Origin of the sequence: Candidatus Magnetaquicoccus inordinatus (genome assembly GCF_004217665.1) — a bacterium.
In the GTDB taxonomy this organism is placed as follows: Bacteria; Pseudomonadota; Magnetococcia; order Magnetococcales; family Magnetaquicoccaceae; genus Magnetaquicoccus; species Magnetaquicoccus inordinatus.
Genome location: NZ_RXIU01000519.1, coordinates 1 through 1091 on the forward strand (window position 1 = coordinate 1; position 1091 = coordinate 1091).

The 1091-nt window shown below is 52.3% G+C and carries 1 protein-coding gene; it reads left to right on the plus strand.

The genetic code is table 11. The features are described from left to right. A partial coding sequence (locus EJP87_RS16965; RefSeq protein ID WP_130472997.1) for a GNAT family N-acetyltransferase occupies nucleotides 1-1070 on the plus strand: 1070 nt, incomplete at its 5' end. Between the last annotated feature and the right edge of the window lie 21 nt (nucleotides 1071-1091).

Here is a 1091-nt window from a genome sequence, read left to right on the forward strand (position 1 = left end):
ACACCGGTAAAACGGTGACCTCGTTTTGCATGGGTTCCAAGGCGCTGTATGATTTTGTCAACAACAATCCCCTGATTGAATTCTACTCTTCCGATTATATCAATAATCCGGCGACCATTGCCCAACATGAAAACATGGTGGCGATCAACAGTGCTTTGGAGGTTGATTTATCTGGGCAGGTGGTGTCGGATTCGATTGGCAATCGTTTTTACAGCGGCATTGGCGGACAGGTGGACTTTATCCGTGGCGCGGCGCGCAGTCGAGGGGGGCGCCCGATCATCGCCTTGCCGTCGGTAACCAATCAGGGTAAATCGCGTATTGTGCCGATCATTGCCGAAGGGGCGGGTGTGGTCACTTCGCGCGGTGATGTGCATTATGTGGTTACCGAATATGGCATTGCCACTCTGCGTGGGCGCAGTATTCGCGAACGGGCTTTGGAGTTGATTCAGGTTGCCCATCCAGATCATCGGGAGATGTTGCTGCAACAGGTACGCAAGAGCTATTGGGTGCCAGCTTATCAGAAGATGACACCGGCTCCGGTCAAAGGTTTGGGCGATGTGCCGGTAAAAAAATTCAAGGCCAAAGATGGTCAGCACTATTTTCTGCGGCCATTGCAACCCTCTGATGAGCGCCGTTTGCAAGAGTTTTTCTATTCCCATGATAAAGAGACGTTGTTGCTACGGTATCATTATGTACCCACGCGCTTGAGTCGGGAAGGTGCTTACAGCTTGGTCAATATTGACCAAAACCAGGATCTGGCGCTCTGTATCACCTCTCGTCAGGGACCACGGGAAGAGTTGCAGGCGGTGGGGCGTTATTATCGTATGCCGGAAACGGCGACGGCAGAGTTGGCTTTCGTGGTGCGCGAGGAGAAGCGAGGTCAAGGTTTTGGCCGTTTTCTGTTGCGACGGCTTATTCGTGTTGCCAAAGCCAGAAAGTTGGAAAAATTGTTGGCGGTGGTCTATGCAGACAACCAGCCGATGTTGACCTTGCTGGAACATACCGGTTTTACCGTGGTTCCAGGGGGCGAAGAGCCAGGCTCTCTGACTCTGGCTCTTACCTTAAAATAGTCGGTAGCGAAGGGGGGAGTT